The sequence below is a fragment of the Nonomuraea candida genome, assembly GCF_000725485.1.
Taxonomy (GTDB): domain Bacteria; phylum Actinomycetota; class Actinomycetes; order Streptosporangiales; family Streptosporangiaceae; genus Nonomuraea; species Nonomuraea candida.
In genome coordinates this window covers 1-269 of the sequence record NZ_JOAG01000189.1, presented here as the reverse complement: position 1 = coordinate 269, position 269 = coordinate 1, and the positions used below count along the sequence as shown (strand labels likewise).

The 269-nt window shown below is 70.6% G+C and carries 1 protein-coding gene; it reads left to right on the top strand.

The window, feature by feature from the left end; translation table 11 throughout:
- Nucleotides 1-14: 14 nt before the first annotated feature.
- On the top strand, nucleotides 15-269 hold a 255-nt coding region (locus IO39_RS43635), incomplete at its 3' end, for a hypothetical protein (protein ID WP_211267399.1).

Genomic DNA, 269 nt, shown 5'->3' with positions numbered 1-269 from the left:
GCATGCCCAACGTCGTGCCCACCACCGACGGCCGCTGGATGATGACCTACGAATACTTCGGCGGCGGCGACAACGTCCGCTACAAGATCTCCACCAACCCACTGGCCTTCTTCTCCACCGGCGGCCCGGCCGGCACCGGCATCACCGACCTCCCCCTCACCCCCGGCTCTCCCCCGCTCAGCACCGGCGGCAGCCCGGTCCTCATCCGGCTGCCCGACGGCCGCCTGCTGTTCAACGCCGCCGGCAGCGGCGACGTATGGACCAACCCC